Raw genomic sequence first — 20,244 nt, 5'->3', positions numbered from 1 at the left:
TTGATGGTAAGTTGCCTTCGCATCACGTGGCCTCCACAACGAGACCGAGACGCTCGGCCAGGAGCTTCGTGATCTGGTCTTCGCTGTCCGACGAGATCTCCCAACGCATGCCCTTGCTGTCGGCGACACACGCAGCGTGAAGCGAGAGCCACCGGTACTCGGGGCGCGGCAGCCAACCGGGAATCTCGAGGGTCACGCGCTTACCGGAGCGCGCAACGCGCAGGACCGAGGCCGCCTCGACCTCACGCGAGAGCGCGAAGCGTGCGCGGTCCGCGTCGTCGGGGCTCAGCGTGACGAACGGGCTAGTCGCCGGAGATGCACTCGCCGTCCACGCGCGGTGATGGCCACCGAACCGCGTGCGCGCCCACCAAAGTTGGCCTTCGCTGCTGCGCCGCCACCGCGCCCCTTCCGGCGTGACCGTCCAGGCGCGCCACTCGAGCGCCCCGTCCTTCTCGAGCGAGCCCGCGCCGAGCGCCTGCCATTTCAGCCGCTGGTTGAGCCTCTCAAGGAAGGCCTCGTCGGCGTTGGCCGATCGGTCGAGCCCGGCCCACGCCTCCGGCGGAACCATCACGCCGCTCACGCTTTCAACGGCTTCGATGAGACCGTCGACGGAAGTGGTCGTGCGCGCGGCGCCCTCCGCCGAGATGTCACGTCCGAGCGCTTTCGCAAGCGCGCGCGTCGGCAGGCTGCTGAAGACGCGCGCGCTCTTAGCGATGGGAACCACGCGAGTAGGCGTTGCGTAGAGGATGCCGCCTGGGTTGAGCATCACGTCGCCCTCCCGCTCGAGAGCATCGCATACCTCGTCCAAGCGCTGCTCATCGACGGTTATGGCGGGCGCGAGCAGTCGCGCGACGCGCGACAGTGTCGCGGCGCGCGGCGCATGCTTTCGGGCGTGAACTTCGGCACGGAGAACATCGCAGAGCGCTTCGATGGAGTCCGGAGCGCCTGCTCGGCTCTGGGAGAGCCGCTCCAATGCTTCTTCGCGGGTGACATGCGAGAGCGTCATCACAAACCCTCCGTGAGATCGTTCAGCATGTCGTCCACGCTGCCGAGATTGATTTCGTGATCGAGGAACCACTCGCGCCGCCTGAGTTGCCGATCGCCCTTGCGGTGCATCGTCCAGCGGGTGCCATCGGTAACGATCGCGTCGCGCACCTTGGCCAGGGTGCAAGCGTCATCGATCCACGCACGCAGGTCGCGCAGCACGCTGTCCACGTCGGTCGTGAGCACGAGGAGGCGCGACGGTGATCGCATGATGCTTCCCCTCGTCCGCTCGTCGACGGTAAGCAGCCACGCGGCGAGATCGTGCGGCGCATCTGCGCCGTCGGATATGGCGAGTGATTCGACGCCATAGCCGAGGCGCGTTGTCGTTGGCTCGAACCAGGTAGGCATGAGCTGCAACCACATGCCCTTTCGACTTTGCACGAGCTGGGAGCGCTGTTGCCAGAGCATGACGATCTGCGCTCGGACCTCTTCCAGCGAGGCGCGGCCATCGAGAGGGACCAAGCGGCGGCCCAGCTCCCGGAGGTCGACGACGAGGTCAGCCACCGATGCTCGTGCGGCACGGGGCTCGACGAGCGCGAGGACCCCCTCGAAGGAGACAGTCCGGTCGTCGTTCCCGTAGACCGTCGCGATCGTCTCCTCGTGCGCGGCGAGCCCACCCCATCGCACCGAGATGGGCCACCCAGGCGGGGCCGTCGCTTCGAGCGAGATCAACCCGTGCGGCACGCTCGTTGTCCACGCCGCGCTCACGTACTCGGTGACCCTCTGACCGACCTCGAACACCAGCGTTGCGGTTTGCACGTTCGTCCGCGAATGCAGCAGCGCGCAGGCCCACTGTCCCGGCGCTGGTTTGCCGAGGGAGACCAGCCCATTCGTCGAGAGAGCCAGGCGTTCCGTGCCTGCGGGGCCGTGGAGGAATAGCATTGCCTCGTCGTCGTCCTCGAGGGCAACTCCGTTCACGTTCACGAGCAGCTCCGTCCCCTCCTCGACCGCCGGATAGCTGTCGCCACGAGCGTTGGTGCGCCACACTGAAGCAGAGGCCATGGCCCACTCGAGGCGCGGCGATGCTTGGCCCAGTTTAAGGCCGAGGGCCTCCAATGCTTCACCCGTTGACGTCGAGAGCTGCGCCGCCAGGTCGAGCGTCCAGATCCTCCACCCATCAGCCAGCGCCGTACCGGCCTCCCCACCGACATTTGGCGGAAGCAGAAGTCGATAGGACTGCCCGAGAGAGAGGGCGGTGCTCGTGACAAGCTGACCGACATCGTCCGCATCGACACGAAACACATGCGGCCTCGTGACGTCGAGCGCACCGAGAGCGAGCTGGTCCAGGCCGAGGTCTTGCTCGTCTTCGAAGCCCACGGCCTCCCACCGCCACGGACCCGTTCCCGGCCGAACCGACACGCGCGTGGGGCGCAACTTCGCGTTCGTCGCCAGCACGTAGGCATCCCAGTCCTTGTCGCCAAGAACGTGGAGCTTCTTTACGAACGCCGGAAGTCCATCGAGCGGACCGATCTCGAGCTGGAGACCGCCTGCAGCGACGTCGAGGCATACGAGCTTCGTTTGCCACGCGACGCTGGTAACTGCGGTCGCATCTTCGTCCTCTGCGTCGGGGGCCGCGCCGTCGAAGAACGACGCCACCCGTCGCCCCAGGCGTTTCGCTTGCTCGTCGAGTCCCGCTTGGCCAGTGATGTTGCGGTGCCCCCGGCGTGCTGCTCCAGTGTCTCGAGCCGTGTCGCCGCAGCCCGGTCGAGGTTCGCGACTGCCGTTGCCGCGGGGAACCCTGGGTTCTTCGGCGTCGCCTCCATGTTCCGTGTCGCCGATCGCCCGCTCATCGGTGTCGGCTACGCTCGGTTCGGAATCGCCGTCGTCTGCGGAGGGCGCAGCGTCGGCGACGTCGAGCGGGGCGGCGGCGGCGGGAACGCCCTCGCCCACATGCTGGGTCTGCGTCTCCCCGCCGTCATCTACGGCCTCATCCTCGCGCGTCCCCTCGTGAGGCGGTGACGCCGCAGGCCTGTTCGCGATGCCGATTCGGGCCAAGTCTGCGACGCTCGTGATGCCGAGCTTCCGCAGGAGGTCGAGCGCAGCAGGCTCAATCCCCGCTTCCTTCGCGAGTTGGTCGATGATCGGCGGCTTGAACGCGATCTTGCTAAGCAGGAAAGGGTTGGCCTTCCAGCCGAGGCTCTCGAACGTTACAAGCGCAGGACGCACGAGATCGCCGCTGCCATCCGGCACCCACGCTGCCTTAGCGAGACGCCGAAGAAAGGCGGCCGGGAACGGAGGAGCCTTGTGCTTACCATAGTGAGTCCACGTATAGGATCCCTCAAATACGCCGCGTCCGCGCCGCTCTTCGAGATCGCCAAGGGCTTCCCACAGCAAGCGGGCGCGCTCGGATCGCTGCTCCTGCGAAAGCTTTGGCAGCATGGCGAGCAGGGCTTCGAAACCCAGAAGCTCCCAATCCGTCACATCTTCATACTGCCCGAGTTGTTCGTGGCCGGTTTGACGTCGGAGCTCCCGGCGCTCATCCCACGTAAGCGAACTCGAGGTCGGCACCGGGCGCGGATACCTCAGCGCTCCGCAAGCCTCGAGCAGCTCACGGGTGGCTTCGCCGCGAAGGCATTCGTAGTTGTCGTCAACAACGAAGACGCCAGGGACTCCTGCGAACAGCGCCTTCAGCCGGTCGGTCGCAATGTAGACCTCGCCGGGGATGGATACGTAATCCTTCCCGTCACCGGTATCGACCACCATCACGAAAGGGGTCTCGCGCAGCGCAGCGAGCAGCTTGTCTCGCTGCGACGTCGAGTCAGTATTGAACGCAATGCGCATGCGCTCGATGTCGACAGCGTACGCCCTGTCGTCGCCGCCGACTTCCCTTGCCCGATACTTAGGCAGCACGTTCCACACCACGTCGTCGACCGGGTCCGGTGCTGTGAGCCCCAGCGAAACGAGGAAGCCACGCGCCTCCGGAGACCCACACACGGAGCGACGGACGGTCGGGAAACTGGTCTCTACGTCGCTGGGAAGGAACGCGTTTGACCTCCCGTTCTTGCGGGCGATCACGTGCGTCCCGTCATCAAGTCGAATCAGGGGCAGCGAACTGAAGAGGCCTGCGATCGCCTTCTGCCCGCTCAGAAAGGCATAGAGGCGCGTCAGCCACTCGTCCGACTGCTCTTGGAGAAATGACTCGTCCAACTTTACGACGACCTTGTCGGGCGTGATCTCCGGAACCTGCAGTTCTTGCAGCAGGTATCTTCGAAGCTCGGGCGCACGGTCCTGCGTAATATCACCCGTAAGCCATGCGCAGCCTTCCGCGTCGAACAACTCACTAAGCTGTCGGGCGCTGAACAGCTCTCGCAGCTCCTGCGTGCGGGCCAGCCTTGCCTGCGCAGCGGTAACGTGACCGCCCTCAAAGCGAGGGAGCAGCGCTTCCTTCAAGAACGCTTCGCGCACTGCCTCGAAGAGAGGCGTGAACATCGCCCCCTCAGGGAACCTGGCTCGGTCTATTGGAAGACAGCGCAGTGCCGAGGCGTCGAGCATCTCGTTGTCCCGAAGCCAGCGAAGGGCCTCCGCCAGCACGCCCGCGGTCTCCTGAATGAGCTGTTGGTTCCATGGGTCATTGCGCGGAACGTTGTCGCGGCTGGGCGTCGTGCGATACGGCCCCTGCACGAGGAAGCCGAGGTTTGTCGACACGACGGTCGGGAAGAAGACCACGAGAGGCGACACCGCAAGCTGCTGAACCACCCACCTGTTTGGCTCGTCCTCAACGGGCGTGACGGAGCAAGCGATCTCCACACGGCCGACTGGCTGGCCAGCGGTCCCGGATATCGTGCGGTGAAACATCAGCCAAGTCTGGTCGACCTCGGGTTTGCCCGTCTCCTGGCCGATCACCCTGACGCGGTGGACGTTGGGCGCGAGAGCTTCGGGGGCACTTCTCAGGTAGACGCCTGAGGGGCCGCCCTCGACGCTCCAGTTGATCTCCTCGATGTGTCGGAGGAACAGCAGCGCACTAGGCCCCAGGTGCTGGAAGCCTTTGGCGATCTCCTGCGCCGCGGTGCTGTCGCCCGACTTGAGAGGCAGGATGATCTGGGTCTCGCCTGCGGCACGTACCGACGGCGCGACCGGCTTCGGCTGAACGTAGTTCTCGACAGCGAAAGCCTCGTCGCCCGAGTGAATCTCAGGGCGATCCGTAAACGTGTAGACCGACTTGAAGCCGATGCCGAAGCGGCCGATGGACTGATGGCCTTTCGTGCTCTGCGCGATGCCACAGATGCCGCGAACGTCAGCTTCGTCGAACGGCCTTCCGAAGTGGGAGAGCTTCAGCCGATCGAGCGACAGCGTGAAGGTGACGCTCCGAGGCCCTCCCGTTTCGCCGCGTCGACCGAGAGCGTCTTCGGCGTTCTGGAGGAGCTCGAAGATGAAGTGCGTGCGGTCGTCGTACCGGTCCGCGAGCAGCATCGGTCCGATGCGGCCGATGTCGGTGCCGTAGCGCATTCGATTTTCGTCGGCGATGGCGGCGTAGTTCGAGGCCGCCATCACAGACCCTCTGCGAGGTCGCCGAGCATCTCATCGATACTACCGTGGGCTATGGCCTGATCGAGGCTCCACACCTGCTGCTTGAGCTGCTGGCTGCCCTTGCGATGCGTCGTCCAGCGGGCGCCATCGGTGATGATCGCGTCCCGCACCTTCGCTGCCGAACACGCGCTGTCGATCCACTTGCGGTGATCGCGCAGCACAGCGTCGATGTCTGTGGTGAGCACGAGGACGCGCGAGGGCGAACGCGTGATGCTGCCCATCACGCGCTCGTCGACGGTGAGGCCCCACGCAGTGAGGTCGTGAGGAGCCTCGACATCGGCGAGCAGCGCTGCCTCCTCGAGGCCGTAGCCGAAGAGCTCTGTGACGGGCTCGAACCACGCGTTCCTGAGCTGAAGCCACGCGCCCTGGCGGCTTTGCACGAGGCCGGAGCGCTGCTGCCAGAGATCCGTGAGTTGCTCGCGCACCTGCTTCAACGACGCGCGGCCGTCGTGGGGAAGCACGCGGCGTCCCAGCTCGCCGAAGTCGACCACGAGATCGGCGACGCGGGTTCGTGCGGCGCGGACTTCGATAATCGACGCGACGTCGTCAACCGACACCGTGCCATCTTCATTGCCGTACAGGATCGCCAACGTCTCTTCGTAGGCGGCGAAGACGAGCCAGCGCAGCGTAATCGGCCAGCCGGGCGGCGCCGCCGCTTCAAGCGAAGGCAACCCGCTGTGGGCGACCGCCGAGGACGACGCAGCGACGTCTTCGCGCGCGTCCTCGGCGACTTCGAAGAGCAAGGTCGTGGACTGCACGCTGGTGCGCGAATGCAGGAGCGCGCAGGCCCATCGGCCGGCTGTAGGCGCGCCGAGAGAGACGAGCCCACTCGTGGACAACGGCAGACGTTCCGTGCCGGAAGCACCGTGGAGGAACAGCACTGCTTCATCACCGTCATCCGCCGCGATGCCGCTCACGTGGACGAGCAGCTCGGTTCCTGTCTCGAACACGGGATAGCTGTCGCCGCGCGCGTTCGTTCGCCACGAGGCGGCCGGCGCGAGCGCCCATTCGAGACGCGGCCAGGCCTCGCCGACCTCGAGGCCTATCGACGTAAGGACCTCACGCGTTGTGGGCGAGAGCTGCGTCGCGAGGTCGAGCGACCAGATGCGCCAGCCGTCATTCAGGGGCACGCCGACTTCGCTGCCGACGCCAGGCGGGAGCAGCAGCCGGTAGGCCTGCCCGATAGAGAGCGTCTTGCTCTTGATGTGCTGGCCGACGCCCTCGGCGTCGACGCGGAACACGACCGGCGTCGTCGCGGCGAGCACATCGAGGGCGAGCTTCTCGACGCCGAGATCCTGCTCCTCCTCGAAACCCACCGCTTCCCAGCGCCACGGCCCCATTCCCGGCCGCACAGGTACGCGCGCGGGGCGCGTGCGCGCGTTGGCGGCGAGCACGAAGCCGTCCCAGTCATGGCTGCCGACGACGCGCAGCTTCTTCACGAAGGGCGGCAGGCCCTCGAGCGGCCCGATCTCGAGGTGGAGCCCACCGGCGGCGACGTCCAGACATACGAGCCGCGCCTGCCAGCCGGTGCTCTCCGTCCCAGTGGTGCCCTCGTCCTCCGCGTCGGAAGCGGTACCGTCAAAGAACGACGCCACACGCCGTCCGAGGCTCGCGGCCTGCTCATCGTTCGTGAGGTCGCGTCGACCAACGCGGCGCTTCGCCTTGGGGCGCCGCTCGTAGTCGTCAGCCGAGAGCGCCTGCACCACCTTGGCCACGACGGTGATGTCGTCGTCGTCCTCGGGTTGAAGCTCGATGCTCGGGTAGCGCTCCTTGTTCGGGTTCAGCGAGACGAGCGAGACCTTCTTGTGATGGCCCTCTTCGTCGCGCAGGTCGGCCACGTACTTCTTCACCGCGTAGTTGCTAGTCTCCGGGTCAAAGAACGCGCCGCGCACCAGCACGCTCAAGTTTTGCTTGCTGCCGGACGGCCACAACTCGAAGACCGCGTAGGCGCCGTCGACTAGACCGCTCTTGCCGTCGTCCATGCTGTTGCCCTCGATGGCCGCGATGAACATCCGGTCGTTGAGTCGACGCCCGGGCAGGGAGACGCGCACCCAGCCGAGCGTCTCGATCACCTGGTCCTGCGCGCGCTTTCCCCATTCGCCGGCGGGCTCCGAAGCCGCTGCCGCCTTCAGGGTGTGGAGCGGCAAGTGCGTTCGGTACTTTTCGAGGTCACCAACCTTGTCCTCAATAACTGGCTGGCGCGACAGCTCGCTCGCCGCGAGGTGAACCTCGTCGTGGCGCAGCACGAAGCGCGGGTCGTTGGCGCAGAAGACGCACCGACGCCCGAACACTTCGCCTGCGCGCTTCAGCGCCGCGTCGAGAGCAACCGAGCCGCGCCGCTCGGCGTGGAGCCAGCGGTAGACCACGTCGTTGGCGACGAAGTCCTCTGCAAGCATCCAGCGACCCCACGGCGTCTCGCGGAAGCGCAGGTCTTCGCGGAGGCGCGCGTCTTCGCCGAGGCTCCAGTGCGAGGGCTCGAGCAGCTCGCGCTCACTAAGCGTGGTGGGCGATGCCGCCAAGCGCGCAACGAGAGCATCGAACGAAGTGCGGATCATGCCCTTGTCTCGATGGGCGTCGCCTCGGCAAAGTCGAGGCCTTCACGGACGATCACCGCGAGCTCATCGGCAAGCGCCCTCTTGCCTTCCCGCGTCCAGAGCTTTCGGTTCAGATCGACGAAGCGCACGCCCACCGTGCCAGCGTCCGAGTCGTCGCGCCCTCGTGCATTGAGGTCGCGCGTTTGGATGCCCGCGGCCATGGGATAGAGAAGGTGCGCGCGCTGGCAGTCGTACCGATGCAAGTACGCGTAGAGCTGGTAGAGATCCGACCGGCTCGGGCGCCCGCCCTCTTCTTCGGAGAGGCGCTTCCACTTGGTATCAATAATCAGCGTCTTCTTCGCTCCCGCCGTCTCGTGAACGAACACGAGATCGGGCGCCATGCGCAGCACCTTCTCTTGGCCGTCGAGATACAGGTTGTGACGCTGCCCTTTCGCCTGCGGGAACAGGCTCGCGTCGCCGAAGAGGTGCATGACCTCTGAAGCGAGGAAGGCAGCGATGTACCGCTCGAACACCTGCTCCATATCGTAGAGCAGCGAAAAGGTCTCGACCTCGCCGCTCTTCGCATCGGGCGCTTGGCCTTCGAGCAGCATGCAGGCGAAGCCATAGATGTCGGCGAAGCGCTCGTTCTGGCGCGTGAACAGCGGGTCGGGCTCGTGGTGGCGAAACGGCAGGTCGGGCACGTCGTCGAGCAGCGCGAGCACCTGCTGGCATTTCACGAGCACCGTCATGGGTAGCGCACGGGCGGCGAGCACGCGAGACGCCTGCTTGAGGCGCACGGAGATCTGCGTCGCCTCGGTGAGCACGTCGTGGCGGCAGTAGAAGCGGGCCTTCTGCGCGGCATTTAGCGCCACGTGTCGCGAGAGCACTAGCTTGCCTCGCAGCGCCGCGAAGTTGTCTTCTTCGGTGGCGTATCCGCGATCCAGCCCACGTCGCAGCTCGAACAGCGTGCGTTCGAGGAAGGCGTCGACGAGCTGGTCGTGGAGGTTGCCGCGCTTGAGTGCGAGGTCGGCGACGCCGCGCGCCCGCACTGCGCCCAGTCCGCCGCGCAGCAGCATCTCCATTAGATTGCAGCGGATTTCGCGGACCTCCGGGTCAGTATCCTGCGCCGCGCTCTCGTCGGTCTTCGGCAGAATCTCCAGCTGCAAGCCGGGGACCTGCATCACCCCGACCCAAGGCCCGACGAGGCAGTAGTTGCGCCGCCAGCGAAACACCGCCGCCTCTCCGCGGTCTTCGCGAGCGCCCTCGATGCGATAGAGCCGGTCGTAGAGGCGCTGGGGCAGCACGCGGCGTGACGGGGTCCCGAGCCCGACGCTATCGGCGTCGGTGTCAGACCGCACGATGCGGCCGCGCTCAAGGACGGTCACGCGCAGCATCAGGCCCCCTTGACTCCCACCAACTCGTCGAAGGCCTGCTTCAGCCATGCATCGGCAGCCTTGCCGCGCGGCCGGAAAACCGGATGCACGTCCCACGCGACCTGCTCAACGTACTCGTCGTGGTGGAAGCCGAGCACAGTCTTCTCATCGAGCTTCTGCGCGGTGAGAAAGGTGCCGCTAGCGTGCCCGGTGCCGCGCACCTCTTTCGGCGTACCGTCGGCCTTGATCGGATAGCCCAGCGCGAGGGCGACCTTGTCCCACTGGCCGTAGAAGTACTCCTGAAGCAGCGGGAGGATGCGGTCGGCGAAGACGGCACGCAGACCATCAAGTGAGCGCACGCCGAAGAAGTAGGCGTGGCCGATCTGGTGCTCGCGGTCGTAGAGGTAGCGTAAGCGTTCGTTGAGCTTCGTGAGCACCGCGACGACGAGCGAGCGCAACGCCTCATCGACGTTCGCCTCTATAAGCGCGTCATCCAGCGCCTCGGCGTCGGGCATCATCTCCTCAAAGGTGAACCGGCGGCGGAGCGCCACGTCCATCAGCGCGATGGAGCGGTCGGCGGTGTTCATGGTGCCGACGACGTGCAGGTTCGGAGGCACGCCAAACCAGTCCTTCGACGAGGGAAGCTGCACACGTAGCTCATTCGAGTTGCCGAGCCGCTTGTCGGGCTCGAGCAGCGTGATCAGCTCACCGAAGACGCGCGCGATGTTCGCGCGGTTGATCTCGTCGACGACCAGGACGAAGGCGTCCTTCCGCCGCTGCGCCGCCGTTGCGGCAACGCGCTTGAAGATGCCGGCCTCGACCCGGTAATGGACGTCGCCTTCTTGGTCAGTGTTTGCGCGCAGTCCTTCGACGAATTCCTCGTAGGCAAAGGCCTGGTGGAACGTGCAGAACACGATCTGCCCCGCTTGCCGCAGCCGCTCCCACTCCGCCTGCACGTGGTCGTTCGGTGCGTCGGAGGCGGTCGCGTCACCCAGCAGCTCGAGCGCGCGCCGTCGCACGTTGTATGTCTTCCCGGTCCCCGGCGGGCCGTAGAGGATGATGTTGCTCGGAGCGGTGACCGAGAACGGGACCGCTCCGCCACCGCCGACGAGGGTCTCGAACTTCTCCCGCGGGAGCTCGCGCAGCGTGCGAGTCCAGTCCGCCTGGTCCTCGATGTCACGCGCGGTGGTGTCGTCCCACTTCACTTTGATCTGGTGCGCGAAGTCCTCGCCCTCGACGGTGTGCTCGCCGGGGCGATATCGGTAGCCCTCTGTGACGGTGCCGACACCGAGGATCGACGTCCTCCCGTTGTTGGCGACGACGCGGTCGCCAGGCTGAATTGCGCGGAACAGCCACACCTGGTACGGCCCTGCGCTGCGCTTGTCCTTGTCGTACTTGGCCTTCGAGAGCGCCTGAAAGTCGGCCTCGGACAGCGTGGATATGTCGCCGAGGTGGGGCCACCCGATGGCCGCGATGCCTTGCTGCCGCCACTCGGGCCACGCGATGCCGCTTCGACCCGGAGCGACCTTCCAGTAGCGAGTGCTTTTACCCACAGCGGTCGGAAGGGACACTACGGCGTGTGCCGTCGGGGAGACGGAGACCGAAGCGAGGATCCGGCGAAGGTGGGCTTCGTCGTGACCGAAGAGCTTAATACGGTCTTCGGCCTGCAGTTCCTTCGGCTCGTACTGCGGGCTCACGAGCAAGTTCGGCTCGAAACTCACGGGCAGGACGACCAGCGCCTGCTCGCGAACCATTCCGAGTCCACAGCAGCGGCCCATGTCCATGAGAGCGACGAGCGCTCCGACTTCAAGATGGAGGGTCGAAGGCAACGAGATCTGCACGGGTCCAGCAGCGTCCGACGTAAAGTCGGAGACCAGACTGATGTCGATCGCCCACGCCTGCGGCTCGCCCATCACGCGCTCACCGTGGAAGCGAACGCACCGGGCCAGCCACCGTGCTTTGCGATCAGTGCATCAACGTCCTTCATCTGCTTCGACAGCACGGCGAGCGTGTCGAGGACGAGGCGGAATTGCTCAATCTCGTTCTTGGAAAGAGATTGGCCTTTTCGGTCCTTCAGCCACTTCTCGCACACTTGGTATCCGCCAACTCGCGCGTCCCACGCATCACGAGTCACGCCCCTGAATCCCGCCGTCTTGTCCTTGTCCAACCAAAGCGTTCCAGTGCGCTCCTCATAGGTCACCCTCGACACCTCCGCCTTCGTGCTGCCGACAAAAGTGATTCGACTGGCCTGGGGCTGCTTGGACTCGAGAAGATGCAGGGATGCAATCTCTGCTCCGAGCTTGGCTAGCGCGGAGAACAGCGGCTTCTTCGGCGTCAGCGGGACGCGCGGGAAGTCCTGCTTCAGGAGTTCTGCGTAGCGAGTTCTGAAGGTCGGGCTGTGAACGATGCCTACGAAGTAGTTGAAGACATCATCGGGACCCGGCTCAGCACCGAGCGCGCTCTTCAACGCAGCAAGTGCCTTCGGCGTGATGTTGGACCGACGTTGAGCCTTCCCGCCGGAGAGGAGATCGCTCTCGGTGACATAGAGCGGTGCAAAATAGTCCTGCCCCTTGTTACCGAGGTAGAACGTCCCGTGGCAGATGGGAATGCGTGAGACGCCGAAGGTCGACACGGTGTCGCCAACGACCTGTCGATTGAAAATGAGCCCGATGTTTTCGGCACCGATGATGTGTTGCATCACCTCGCGGCGCGGATAGGCAAGGAAGCCCTTCGTTCTTCCGGTCCAGTAGGTGAATCGCACATCAAACGGGCGGTATAGGATTGGCGTCAGGTGCTTTTGAAGCGGCCCAGAGTCAGCGACGTCCTTCTTCGCTAGAGCCACGGTCCAGTCGCGGCCGTCCTCGCCGAGATCAAAGTCGGCGCGCGCGTGCTTGGCATCTGCCTCATGGAAACTCCGCACGACGTCCCACATATCGCTGCGGGTGAACTGGATGCAGAGCCCGTCGCGCTTGGTCTGAATACCAGACGAGTACAACGCGAAGACCTCGTTCAGCGGCGTCCACGCGCGGTACTCCGATTCAACAGACTCGGTGGCGGAATCGCGGAACGGGACCCACCGAAAATACGGCTCGGTCGGCACATGCGGCGTCAGGAGCGCGTCCACCTTCGCCGGCTCCAAGAGGAGCGCGTACTTCTCCTGCCTCGAGCCGACGATCGACGCGAACCGGTGACCTTGCGTGCGACCGCCGTGGCACGCGACCGTGACGCAGACGCCCTGAATAATATCGAAGACGTTCTCGTCGACGATGTTGCCCTTCACGTCGCCGTTAAGGTCGACCACGACCCGCGCCGGGTACGTCCCCTGAAGGCTCTCCCTCATGCGGCGCTTGGCGATGCCGTCGAGGAAGTCGCGGTTTACGATGTAGCCCCAGATGAAGCAAGGCACGCGCTCCGCGAAGAGCTGCGCGAACCGAACGAACTTCCACTCCTCTCGATTGAGGTCGATCTTCTGCTCGTTGAGTCCTTCCTTCCAGCGTTCGAGCTCACGCACGAGCCAAGGAGGATCGGAGACCGACGCAGAGTACGGCGGGTTCCCCATTACGACCGTGAACCGCATGTTGCGCTTGATGCAGTCGACTTCGCGCGCCTGCTCCGCGAGGGTCACGAACAGACCGGCGAGCTTCGGGTTGGCGGAAGCCGAAGGCTCGTCGAGCGTGTTCGTCAGGTGGACGTGGAGGCGGTCATTGCCACCAAAGTGGTACCCGGTCTCGCCGAGCTTGAAGGACAGCTTCAGATGACAGATCGAGTAGGAGGCCATCATCAGCTCGAACGCATAGAGGCGCGGCAGCAGGTGCTTCGGGACGTACTCCTTCCAGCACGCAACGACCTTCTCGTTGGACCAGGAGTCGACCTTCAGCTCGCGACACCAGCGGTCCTTCATCGTTTGCTCGATCACGCCGATGCACTCATAGATGAACGTGCCCGTGCCGGTTGCCGGGTCGAGAACCCGGATGAAAGCGTCTGACGCCTTGGTACCCTCAGGAAGCTTCAGTCCGTCGACGCGCTTAGCGACGTCGGCCCACGTATCCGTCGATGCGAGTCCATCTTCGAGCCCGAATTCCTTCTGCAGCATCTCGTGGACGGTTCGCACGATGTACGACACCACGGGGCGCGGCGTGAAGAAGACGCCGCGCTTGTTCTTCAGCTCCTTGTCGTACGCCGCGAGGAACGGTTCGTAGAAGTGGATGACGGGATCGGTAGCCGTGTCGGAGCCCTTGTCGCCCGCGCCGAACACGTAGGTCACGTCGATGCGGTCGAGGAGATCGGCGACGTCGTCGACGAGCCAGAGCAGTCGGCCGCGCTGCTCATCGAGCTTGAGCGAGAGCGCCGATTTGAAGAGGTCGTTGAGGAAGGGGCTCGCCGCCGGGAGGTACTTGAGCGCGCTCTGCCGTGTGAACCGATCGCCAGTCGCCGCGAGCTGGTCGTTGCCGAGCCACCGCGCGGTCAGGAGGCCGTAGGTGATCGTTTGCGCGAACGCGTCGGCGAACTCGTCCTCCTTCTGGTCGTGCACGAGCGCGACCTTGAAGGCGTTGTACAGGTTGCGGAGTGGCCCCTTCTCCGGCTCGTCTTCGAGCTGCCGAAGAGCGAGGCGCCGAAGGTAGCGGGCGCGGTACGCGAGCTCTTGCGCGAGTTCCGCCGGGTTCCGCACCTTCGCCTTGCTGACGACGAAGAAGCGCGAAAGCAGGTTCACGACGTCGGCAGCGTCTCTGTGGCTTTGGCCCTTGCGCAGTTTCCCCATGAGCTGCTCGCGCCCCTGCCACAGCTCGATGCTGGCCTGGTTCGCGTCGGGGTAGACGACGAGCACGTTGTGGAAGCGGTTGTGCTTCTCGAGGTGCTGCCGCAACTTTTCCGCTTGGGACTTCGTCTTGAGCGGGTAGACGATGTAGCCGAGCAGACGGCTCTGGTCGTCACGGAGCGTGACGCCGCTGAACGGGTTGGTTCCGCCGTACTCCTTCTCGCGCTCCTCCGAGTCGATGCCGATGTCGTGCTCGCTGGGCAGCGGGAACGCGCGCAGGCGTCGCTCGGCGACGGCCTTCTTCCGCAGGCCGAACCCGCGCGCGATGGTGTCGAGCAGGTCGAGGATCGACTCCTGAACGTCCTTCTCGGCGACGTTCTTCTTCGTGCAGACCTCGAGCAGCTTCTCAGCCTGCCTGCGCTCGTCGGTAGTCGTGAACGCTTCCTGCCAGGAGGGCTCGCCGAGCTTCTTGAACTGCCTCTCGTAGACGAGGCCCAGCCGTTCACGCGCATCGGCGCGGTCCCACGTGCGCGCGTGCTCGGTCAGGAAGAAGGTCTCGAGCCCTTCGGTCTTGGCGTTGAACGTGCCGAAGCACGCGAGGCGACCAGCGTGGCCTTCGCGCTCGTCGATGATCGACACGACGCACAGGGTCTCGTGCTTTTGGCCTTTCAATGCCGAGGCGTCGAGACCTTCGGCACCGCGCTGGAAGCCCTCCAGCGCCTCGGCGACGAGACGAGCGACAGCGTCTTCGGCGATGTCGAGGTGGGCAAGCTGGCGCGACTTGAACGCTGGGATGGCCAGCAGCTCGCGGTGCGTCAGGTTCGCCTCGATGAGCAGCGTGTGGTGCGGGCGCGTCGGCGTCTTGGGCCAGTAGCGCACCTCGTCGGGGATGTACTTCGCGACGGCATCGGTGCTGCGAATGACCGTGGCGCGCGGGATGCCTTGGCCATCGCCGAAGCCCGCCTGGAGGAGTGGCGTCACGAAGCGGGTGTCTTCAGTCGCTTCCAAGTCCGGCGCTTCGTCGGCGAAGTCGAAGCCCGCGATGTGGCCGGTGTCCTTCTTCGTCGCGCGTGCCTTCGTGCGAGGGGCTTCGCCAAGAATATGGCGGATGAAGTCGTCCTTGTTCAGCATGCTTCCTCGCACGGTCTCACGGTGGCAGGTGCTGCGTCGACGTGACGCAACTGAAGGATTCGGAATCCTCGGATCTGAATGGCTCGGCGGTCCTCTTCGCTGAAGACGCCGGCAGCAATAGCCGTCGCCCCTTGCTGGAAGGGGCGACCCACTTCGCGTCCAAGCTCCTCGAGGATGATGTCGCCGTCCACGATCCGCCGCGAGGCGACCAGCAGATCTTCGGCGGCGACGGGGCGCGAGGCGTCTTCGGCGAAGCCGAGGTCTTTGCGCGTCGCTGCGGGGTGCGTGTTGCTATCGAGCACGAGCCAGAAGTTCTTGCTCCACTCCACAGGCTTCTCTGCCGTCCACAGCCAGTGCGGAACACCATCAACCACTCGAGGTTGGAGTTGGCGCGTGTACTCCTTGGCTTCGCCCCCCTTACGACCGAGGTACGCCCATGCGATGATGCGGCCATCAGTGTGGCTGCCAGCTTCGCGGAGCCAGCCGTTCCATGCCCCAACCCACTCGGCCTCGATGCCACAGTCGGCCATCATGCGGCGTAGACGCTGCTGGTAGCCTGCGATCTGTTCGATGGCGCGGTCGCCTTGCCAGGCATTGAGCGCCGAGATGCCCTGGTAGCGGTACTCGGCCATCCAGTCGGCTTCGGCGCCGGTGCCCTGTTCGAGGCCGAGGGTGAAGTCGATGGCGAGCGTCTTGTTTGCGATGCGCTCGCGGAGCTGCAGCTCCTTCTCGAGTTCGTCGGGCAAGAGCAGGTTAACGGTGATTGGTGCGGCACCGGGGTGTGCGTGCCACCAGTAGCGCGGCGGCGCGACACCGAGGTCTCGCGCAAGCGCTTCGAGGTCGGGGAAGCTCGTCTCCTCTTCGATGGCGGGGTTCAGGCGACGGTCAATGCGGCCCGCGCGCTGAATCATGCGAACCGGGTTCCAGTGGACGTCGAAGTTGATGAGCAGTGCGGCGTCCTGGAGGTTTACACCCTCGGCGAGGACGTCGGTGGCGAAAAGGACGTCGGTGGGCTGCTTGAGCGCCTGTGTCCAGCCGTTGATCCACAGCGCGTCCAGCTGCTGCTGTTCGAGCGGCGACGCACCAGCCAAACGCGGACGCGAAGGGCCGAGCCGGTAGAACGGCGCGAAAGCGTGGATCACCGCGTCGCGCTCTTCGGTCTCGCCGCTCACGACCGCGATGCGCCCGATGAGGTCCAGCACCTCCTCTTTGGACAGCATATGACCGGCGCCCGTGGACAGCTCGCGCAGCACCGTCTTCCACTCGTTACGTTCGAGGACGGGCGCAGCGCGCAGCACCGAGGCGAGGTAGGCGAGCGTGTCGGTGAACTGCGAGAAGACGATGACCTTCTGGCCGTCCCTGCGGGCGCGCAGCAGGCGGGCCACCAAGCGCTGCAGCTTGGCGTCGGTGACGATGCGCATCGCCCACGCCGCCGACTTCGGCCAGTCGACCTCTTGGCCACCGTTGATGAAGTGCTGCGGCCAGTCGCTCTGCGCGAAGCGGCCGAATACGATGTCGGCGAGCCCGGGCGCCACCCGAAGCAGCGTTCCAAGATCGTGCGTGAGGTGCTCGCGCAGTCCCCACAGGCGATCAAGCTGTTGCTTCCGCTCCTTCGTCTGCTCGTCATTGGCGCCGAAGAGGTCGAACTGCGGTGGCAATGGATCGTCCGTTTCGGCGGCCGCCTTCGCGCTCATGTGGGCCTTACTCCATCGCTCGAGCAAGTCGGTCGCGCGCGTCGTCGACTTGGCGCCCCCCGTGAGCAGCGCGTCGATGCGGTCACGGTCGACGGGCCTTACGGCGTCGACGAGGTCCGCCAGCTCGGCGGCGAGTGCCTTCTCGCGCTTCTTGTCGCCGATCTCCCGGCACAGCTCGCCCAGCTGCTTGAGCCGATGCGCATGCAAGGCGAGCAGCCGGAGCAGCGTGATGAGAAAGGCAACGGGCGACGACTCGAGGCGCTTGAGCACCAGCACACGCTGGAGGCCGACGACCGATGAGACCTCGCCCGCGTCGCTGATGCCGTCGCGAACGTCGGCCCACATGTAGACCTTGAGCGAGAGCGACGGCGTCGCCTTGGCTGTGGGCTCCCCCTCGGTCTCGAAGAGCGGGAGGAAGCGCGCGAGCACGTCGTGAGTGTCGTCGTAGACGTCCTCGTAGACGAGCTTCTCGGGCGTGGCCGCGTCGGGCCGAAACATGAGCCGCACGTTCGATCCCTGCTCGCGTTCGATCTGCTTGCACAGCGCGCGCGAGCGCTGGACCACTATGCGGTCGAGCAACTCGCCCGCGATGCGCGCGGGGGCTTCGGCTGGAGGCTGGCCGATCTGGATGGCGGCGCGTACGGCCGCCTGCTGTTCGGTGAGGCGCTTCTCCTGCTCCTTGAGATAGTCACCCACCCGCGGCACCTGCACGCCAAACTGCACGTCATCGCGGAAGTCGGGCGCGTACGCGAATTTGGCCGCCGCATCGCCATGAATGAGCAGCGCCGCGACATCGGCGGCGCCCTTGCCCTTCGAGGCTTTCACGACACGCTCCTGGATGTCCTTGAACACGCGCGTGCGGTACTTGTCTGGCGCGAGGTTGTCGTTGAAGAAGAGCGGCTTGCCGAACATCAGCGCTGCCTGTTGGCGAAGGTCTTCGAGGCTGTTGTTCACGGGCGTCGCTGTGAGCAGCAGCACCTTGCGGCGCAGGTCTTTACGCGGCTGCAACCGCAAGAGGTCACGCAAGACCGTGGTGCGGCGCGCGCCGACGGAGCGAAAGTTGTGTGCTTCGTCGACGACCACGAGGTCCGACAGGAGGAGGTGCTCCATGTCGCTCATGCCCGCGCGGCCGCTCGTGAGGATGTCGCTCGACGGCAGGATGCGCGAGAGCTTCGAGTGAGAGATGACGCGGATGGTGGGGAGCGGGACGCCATGCGCGCCGAGAGGCGCGACCGCCTCCCGCTGCCAGGTGCTCACCACCGAGTTGGGCGAGAGCACCGTGATGCGGAATGGGTCGTCGGTCGCCGAACGTTTCGTGTCGGCGAGCTGGTCCCGCCACTGGTTCGCGTAATGCACAGCGACGGTGGTGGCGACGTAAGTCTTCCCGAGACCGACGCCGTCGCAGAGCATCGCGCCGCCGTACTCCTCGAGCTGCGCCACCAGGCGCTGCGCGGCCTGCCGCTGGTAGGCGGCGGCTTGGTAGCGCTCTGTCGCGGCGTGCAGCGTGCGCTGCTGGCCGACCATGCGCCCGATGTGATCGAGCAACACTAGCCACGCCTTTTCACGCGGGTTGCACTCCTCGAGCGACGAGACGCGGCGCACGGGGCGGGCGAAGTGGGCGTCGACGAAGGCGCGCGCTTCGCGGTCCCACTGGCGATGAGGCGTCGGCGAGAGCGAGGAATGTGTGTCCCAATGGCCCCACGCATCACCCGGGCGAACGTGACCGAGGGTGAGGTGGGCGCACAGGTGGAGCAGCATCTCGGCAACCAGCGAGGCGGGCTGTTCGACGTCGACGGCGACGATGACGCGGTCGGCTTCGGGCACGAGCCGCGCGACGGCACTCGCTTCGGGCTGGACGACGAACGTGCCCTCGGGCGCGGACGTCTTATCAAGAATGGCCCACGCGAAAGGGATTTCGAAGTGCCCGGCGAGGTGGGCGCGCAGATCGTTCAGAGCCTCGAGCGGGCTGCGCGTGAGCACGTCGTACTGCTCCCACCAGCCGGGCTCTGGCGTGCGCGGCTTCGGCGATGGCGGAAGACCGGTGACCCATAGGGCGACCTCGCCCTCGGCTTGCGTGAAAGGGCCCCAAACGGAGTCGCGGAGCGCGCCGTACACCGGCTGCGCGTCGTCGTTCAGCTTCACCCTGCTCCAGGAGGCCGGTTGCTCTCCGGCCAACTCGGCACCCTCGAGCCCGCCACACCGAAGCCCGAGGCCGACGAAGGCATGCACAGCCTCAGTAGCAAGTCCGTTGCTCGTTACCGGGAGCGCGAGCACCGAGATGGGAACCACCGTGTCGGCGTCGGACTGAAGCCACAAGTGCGAGGCGGCAGGGAGGGTACTGAAAGGAGCACGCAATTCGACATAGCTCGGCTCAGATGTCGATACAGCGGCCTCAACATGCACTGCTCGCTCGTCGAAACGGAGACCAAAGCGGAGCGCGCTGATGGCGTTACGTCGAAGGCGCTCGGTGATCTCGTCAGCGTTGAGGTCCTCGCGCGCCACGCCCGTGGCCAGCCTAGCGACGACGTTTGTGCTTGCGCTGAAAAGCAGGCACGTAAGCGCGCGAAGATAGAGCCAGGCATCAACCGATGAACGAAACCGCAACCGCAACCGCACGCTAGATCGCTCAGCGTGTGCGGTCCCCAGCACCGCGCTCGCTGCTTCAAGTTGCAAATCCTGGCTGCGCTGAAGTACCTCCACCGTCCCCTGCCTCGTTATCGTCACGCGGACTGCTTCGACGCTGCTCCCCGAGGAAACAGCGTCGCGCGCTATGGATGAGTTTAGCGGTTAGAAGGCTCTGGGACGGGTCATTTTCACTCCAGCCGTGGTGGATAGACCCGCTTTGCTTAGCTACCGTCGGCGCCGAGCGGGAGCATTCCGCTAGACCGCGGCGCAATGAGCGTTCCGCAGCCGGGCCCGCGAAACCGCGGTTTGAAACAATCGTGCTACTCCGGATTTCGTCGAGACGCCGTATTACGGCCTGGGTTTGAGGATCGAGTCACATCAACACTCCTGTGGTTCGAAGGCCGCCAAGCTGACCGGAGAGGCGTGATCTGTCGGCTACTGCACACCAGGTGCACACGACCGCCCCGAGAACCGCGCCATTGTTGGGTTTTCGCGCCGATCCATCATGGGGGCGACGCTCATCCGCCAGCCGCTTCGGTTCTCTTGCATACGGCCGTAAC

7 protein-coding genes are annotated in these 20,244 nt (G+C 65.4%); all 7 read right to left on the bottom strand.

The annotated features are described in order from the left end of the window. Positions 1-22: 22 nt before the first annotated feature. Genes H8N03_RS23755 through H8N03_RS26665 form a run of 7 tightly spaced genes read right to left on the bottom strand, consistent with a single transcriptional unit; the run spans position 23 to position 19,561 of the window. Positions 23-1,006 carry a hypothetical protein gene (locus tag H8N03_RS23755; protein WP_187078714.1) on the bottom strand — a complete coding sequence of 328 codons (984 nt, stop codon included), beginning with the start codon at positions 1,004-1,006 and terminating at the stop codon, positions 23-25. Continuing rightward, on the bottom strand, positions 1,006-5,532 hold the full coding sequence (locus tag H8N03_RS23750) for a sacsin N-terminal ATP-binding-like domain-containing protein (protein ID WP_187078713.1): 4,527 nt from the start codon (positions 5,530-5,532) through the stop codon (positions 1,006-1,008). The genes H8N03_RS23755 and H8N03_RS23750 overlap by 1 nt, the downstream gene beginning before the upstream one ends. Beyond that, entirely contained in the window at positions 5,532-8,126 is a 2,595-nt protein-coding gene (locus tag H8N03_RS23745) for a hypothetical protein (protein WP_187078712.1), read from the bottom strand. The genes H8N03_RS23750 and H8N03_RS23745 overlap by 1 nt, the downstream gene beginning before the upstream one ends. Next, positions 8,123-9,499, bottom strand: a complete 1,377-nt coding sequence (locus H8N03_RS23740) for an McrC family protein (protein WP_187078711.1) — start codon at positions 9,497-9,499, stop codon at positions 8,123-8,125. Before H8N03_RS23740 ends, H8N03_RS23745 begins: the two co-directional genes overlap by 4 nt. Next, a complete protein-coding gene (locus H8N03_RS23735; protein ID WP_187078710.1) occupies positions 9,499-11,391 on the bottom strand; it encodes an McrB family protein in 1,893 nt (630 codons plus the stop codon). Before H8N03_RS23735 ends, H8N03_RS23740 begins: the two co-directional genes overlap by 1 nt. Continuing rightward, positions 11,391-15,365 (bottom strand): type ISP restriction/modification enzyme, encoded by a 3,975-nt coding sequence (locus H8N03_RS23730; RefSeq protein ID WP_187078709.1) that lies wholly within the window; start codon positions 15,363-15,365, stop codon positions 11,391-11,393. The genes H8N03_RS23735 and H8N03_RS23730 overlap by 1 nt, the downstream gene beginning before the upstream one ends. Beyond that, a complete protein-coding gene (locus tag H8N03_RS26665) occupies positions 15,359-19,561 on the bottom strand; it encodes a helicase-related protein (RefSeq protein WP_187078708.1) in 4,203 nt (1,400 codons plus the stop codon). The genes H8N03_RS23730 and H8N03_RS26665 overlap by 7 nt, the downstream gene beginning before the upstream one ends. Between the last annotated feature and the right edge of the window lie 683 nt (positions 19,562-20,244).

It is taken from the genome of Ramlibacter cellulosilyticus (assembly GCF_014297465.1).
GTDB lineage: Bacteria > Pseudomonadota > Gammaproteobacteria > Burkholderiales > Burkholderiaceae_C > Ramlibacter > Ramlibacter cellulosilyticus.
The sequence above is the reverse complement of the archived record's forward strand: the minus strand, read 5'-3'. Positions and strand labels throughout refer to the sequence as shown.

Bases quoted from the DNA above. Each gene is read 5' to 3' on its own strand.
- H8N03_RS23740 (WP_187078711.1), bottom strand. From the start codon at position 9,499: ATGCTGCGCGTGACCGTCCTTGAGCGCGGCCGCATCGTGCGGTCTGAC.
- H8N03_RS23745 (WP_187078712.1), bottom strand. From the start codon at position 8,126: ATGATCCGCACTTCGTTCGATGCTCTCGTTGCGCGCTTGGCGGCATCG.
- H8N03_RS23735 (WP_187078710.1), bottom strand. From the start codon at position 11,391: ATGGGCGAGCCGCAGGCGTGGGCGATCGACATCAGTCTGGTCTCCGAC.
- H8N03_RS23750 (WP_187078713.1), bottom strand. From the start codon at position 5,532: ATGGCGGCCTCGAACTACGCCGCCATCGCCGACGAAAATCGAATGCGC.
- H8N03_RS23755 (WP_187078714.1), bottom strand. From the start codon at position 1,006: ATGACGCTCTCGCATGTCACCCGCGAAGAAGCATTGGAGCGGCTCTCC.
- H8N03_RS23730 (WP_187078709.1), bottom strand. From the start codon at position 15,365: ATGCTGAACAAGGACGACTTCATCCGCCATATTCTTGGCGAAGCCCCT.